This is a genomic window from Dankookia rubra (genome assembly GCF_004355005.1).
GTDB lineage: Bacteria > Pseudomonadota > Alphaproteobacteria > Acetobacterales > Acetobacteraceae > Paracraurococcus > Paracraurococcus ruber_A.
Map to the genome: position 1 here is coordinate 1 of NZ_SMSJ01000197.1, position 3,962 is coordinate 3,962.

Annotated in this window: 3 protein-coding genes and 1 pseudogene; 3 read left to right on the forward strand and 1 reads right to left on the reverse strand. The window is 57.9% G+C overall.

The window, feature by feature from the left end; all coding sequences use genetic code 11:
• Positions 1 to 207: 207 nt before the first annotated feature.
• Positions 208 to 1,521, reverse strand: coding sequence for an O-antigen ligase family protein (locus tag E2C06_RS35630; RefSeq protein ID WP_133293269.1), 1,314 nt, complete (start codon positions 1,519 to 1,521; stop codon positions 208 to 210).
• 370 nt (positions 1,522 to 1,891) lie between these two features.
• Between E2C06_RS35630 and E2C06_RS35635 the strand changes: the two genes are divergently transcribed.
• The 3 genes and pseudogenes from E2C06_RS35635 to E2C06_RS35645 form a co-directional block, all read left to right on the forward strand.
• Positions 1,892 to 2,224 carry a transposase gene (locus E2C06_RS35635; RefSeq protein WP_133293270.1) on the forward strand — a complete coding sequence of 111 codons (333 nt, stop codon included), beginning with the start codon at positions 1,892 to 1,894 and terminating at the stop codon, positions 2,222 to 2,224.
• Positions 2,225 to 2,230: 6 nt separating this feature from the next.
• Positions 2,231 to 3,019 (forward strand): annotated as a pseudogene (locus E2C06_RS35640) (IS110 family RNA-guided transposase); the annotation flags it as partial.
• A gap of 382 nt (positions 3,020 to 3,401) precedes the next feature.
• On the forward strand, positions 3,402 to 3,962 hold a 561-nt coding region (locus E2C06_RS35645), incomplete at its 3' end, for an IS630 family transposase (protein WP_133293271.1).

A 3,962-nucleotide genomic window follows, 5' to 3' on the forward strand; every position in this document is an offset into this window, starting at 1 on the left:
CAGCGGCTCCAGCACCGCCCATTGCTCATCCGTGAGAACCACTGCCGCCCCTTCACAAAGGCGGCCCAACGCCATCAACGCCGCAGCGTTCAGGCGCTAACGGGGCCTAGTCTGAAAACTTGCGTAGACCCTGGACCAGAGACGGGGACGGACCACAAGCCCGACGAGTTGCGTAGCCCCTGGACCAGAGTTGGGGGCGGAACCACATCACTGCGGCGGGCGGTTCGGCGCTAAGCTTTGTGGCCGGCGATTTAGAGTTAACCTTCTAGTAAAGTCACTCTCTTCATGTCCTCGCGCAACACACGCTATCAAAACCAGGAACGGATGATAAATCATATAAATCAAGACGTTATCGGTCACCATTAGCGTCGCATTATATAGGTAGATCATGATCCCTAGCCTACTCACTCTAGTAATAATTAGAAATACTAAATGGAACACAACGAATCCAATTACCCCGTAGTCAATTATGATTTTCAACCAATCGTTGTGCGGATTTAAGTTAAAATTCTCAGTGGATATTTGGTCGGCAGAACCCGGACCAAATCCTACCACGTAATTCATCAGGGGGGCGCTTTCTAATTCGGTCCACAGTTTGACAGCTATATCATATCTGCCAAGAGAAACGCTATTTGCATTTGTTTCTTCTAAATCAAGCAGATCAGCTATTCCTTCAAAAATTTGCGTCGTGAATATAGCCGTTAGCGATACCAGAACGACGATTGTGGCGGCCAAAAATTTCCGGGATTTTTGGGATATTATTGGGCTAACCACGACGTCAAAGCACAAAGCGAGCACGATTCCGGCAAATGCAATTCGCTTAAATGCAATGAATAAAAGCACCAACGAAAAAAGAAACTTCTGTCTTTTTCTGTGGCTGAAATAATAAAGTGCGATAGCACCGACAGGAAACGCAAACGAAGACTCTAGAATCCCGTTCGATCCGAATAAGCCCTGCTGTGATGCTTCGGAGAGACCTAAGAATCCGTAAAAGCCGCCGGCAAACAGATTAGGAGCTGAGCCGATGCGCCATGCTGAATCTATCGCAATGCATAAGGCCAAAGTCAATAAAGCTGCGTCGACACACCAAGCGGGAGCGCGAAACCAAAAAACATACATTGAAAGGTAACCGCTAATTATGGCGATATCTCTCACTGAATAAAATCCATGCAATGTATTACTTGCTAGTGAAAGCATTGAAACTGTCGCATACAGCAAAAAAGCCAACGCGCCATGCCAGCTAATCCTGGAACTGACGGATCCGAAAACACAATAATATACGAAACCAAGCGTTATTGGTAATGAATATAGAACGTATTTAATAGGTCCTCCGCCGCCATTTTGTGCCAATGACGGTTCATCATTCGAAGTCCCAACAAAAATCACCAGAAGAACATAAGTTACAAAGAAAATTATCGCGGTCCATGTAGCCATTGAAATATCCGCTTTCGTGAACACGTTTTTGTCCGGCTGGACTCGCGATATTCCTAATTTCACTCGCTTATCTCCACGTTCCGACATCGCTATGGTTCCTAAAATCCAGCAGGCTACGATGCGTTGAGTTGTGCGGAATTTTCATGCTGATCTGTGTGAAAGCTTCGTGCTCCGCGCCTGAAACTCGTGATACGATACTACGGAGTTAGGCTGGTGCAAACACTATTGCACTGACCCAATTGGAGGCTTCACAGCGGCGCGCTGCGCTTTAGAGTTTCGGGCATGGCTCAGACGGTCAGCGTCATCGTTAAATCCGGAAGGCTGCGCTAGAAACTAAGGCTCTTGTCGGGATCTGGAGTGATGGAGCCAGGCCTGGGTAGCGTGCCCGGAGGCGGCCTGTGATGCTGTGTGTGAGGGCGGGATAGCGAACGGTCTCGCGCGAGGAGCCCGTGGCATCATGGCCACCCCTGATCTGATCAACCTCTCGGCGCTGATCAACGATGCCAAGTGTTTCGCCCTGGTGCGCCAGCATCGCTGGCCGGAGGGTGTCCGCTGCCCTGCCTGCAGTAGCAGTACCGTGGTCCGTGATGGCTTTGACGAGACCCAAGCTCACCGGCAGCGGTATCGGTGCAAGACGTGTGCGGGGCGCTTTGACGACCTCACCGGCACGGTGCTGGCCGGCCATCACCAGCCGCTACGGGTGTGGGTGCTGTGCCTGTATTTCATGGGTCTGAACCGTAAGCGGGGCAGATTCCCGGGCGGGGCGATTGCGCCTGCGGGGGTGGCATGATTCACCGCCAGGTTGCATCGGGCCGGGGAATTGACCCCGGTCTGGGTGCCGGACCTGGCTCATGAGGCCGTCCGCGACTTGGTGCGGGCGCGTCTGGCCGCTGTCCGCGCCCTTCGACAGGCTCGCCAGCAACTATCCGGCTTTCTGCTACGGCAGGGACAACACTACGGCCGACCGGCTTGGACCCTGATGCACCGAAAGTGGCTGGCCGGGCTGCGCTTCGCACAAGCAGCCCACCACCTCGTTCTGAAGGATTGCATCGCTGCAGTCGAAGCGGCGACGGCTCGACGCGATCGGCTAGAGGCCCATATCGCCGCGGCGTTGCCGGACTGGTCCTTGGCACCGGTGGTGCGGGCGTTGCAGGCTCTGCGCGGCATCGCGCTGATAACGGCAGCGACACTGGTCGCCGAGCTTGGCGACATCACCCGCTTTGCCAATCCGCGGCAGCTGATGGCCTATCTTGGGTTGGTTCCGTCCGAGCATTCCAGCGGCGGAACTCGGCGCCAGGGCGCGATCACCAAGGCCGGTAATGGCTCAGCCCGGCGCATGCTGATCGAGGCGGCCTGGAGCTACCGGTTCCCGGCCCGGATCAGCCGAGAGCTTCTGCTACGCCAGGAGGACCTGGCCAAGCCGATCCGCGACACCGCCTGGAAGGCGCAAGAGCGGCTGTGCGGGCGCTACCGCAAGCTCGCCAGGGCCGGGAAGTCACCGAACGTCGCCACCGCCGCCATCGCCCGCGAACTGGCGGGTTTCGTCTGGGCCATTGCCAAACAGGCCCAGCCTGCTGCCGCCTGACATTCCGGTCCCGTGCAACGCTGTCCCGGGGAGGCCGCTCAGCTACATCGATCCATCCCAAGCTGGACAAGGCTGGGGGCACGGTCACGGCAGGAGAACCCTCGTGTGCACTACCAGCCGGATTTGATCCGACGCTGGCCGCTAGACAGAGGAAGCTCCGCGACGCATCACCGGTCCGGCGGTATCCAACCCACGCATCAGAGCTTGATCAACCGTCGTCTCATGATCGTGCCTCCTGCCCTGTCCAGTGGCGGCCACGCTGAACAGCTTGGAAAAAACAAGCCAAGCATCACTGCGCCTGCTGCTTGAAATGGCGGACATGAGAGTGCACTGACACAGACGGACGATTCACGCCGCTGTTAGGGCGTGCCACGCTCGGCGAATGGCTCAGAAAGTGTGCGTCATCGTTGATGCTGGTGATCGCGCCCGATTAGAGGCGATCACCGCTGACCGGAACCGCCCGCAGAAGCACGTCCAGCGTGCCCGAATCGTCCTGCTGTCCGCCGACCGGCTTCCCGTCGCCGAGGTTGCCCGTCAGGCGGCGGCAAGCCGGCCGGCGGTGCGGCGGTGGCAGGCGCGCTACGCCCAGGCTGGGGTGGACGGCCTGTTGCGCGACAAGACCCGCCCACCCGGCAGGGCGCCGGTGCCGACCGCGACCGTGGCAAAGGTGCTGGCGCTCACCTGCTCCGAGCCGCGGGGTGAGGCCACCCACTGGACCGGCCGGGCGATGGCGCAGGCCAGCGGCATCAGCCTGCGCTCGGTGCAGCGCATCTGGGATGCTCATCGGCTGCAGCCGCACCGCCTGCGCAGCTTCAAGCGCTCCAACGATCCAGCCTTCGCCGAGAAGGTTGAGGACATCGTCGGCCTCACCATGGATCCGCCGATGCACACCGTGGTGCTGTCCATCGACGAGAAGTCGCAAATCCAGGCGCTCGACCGTACC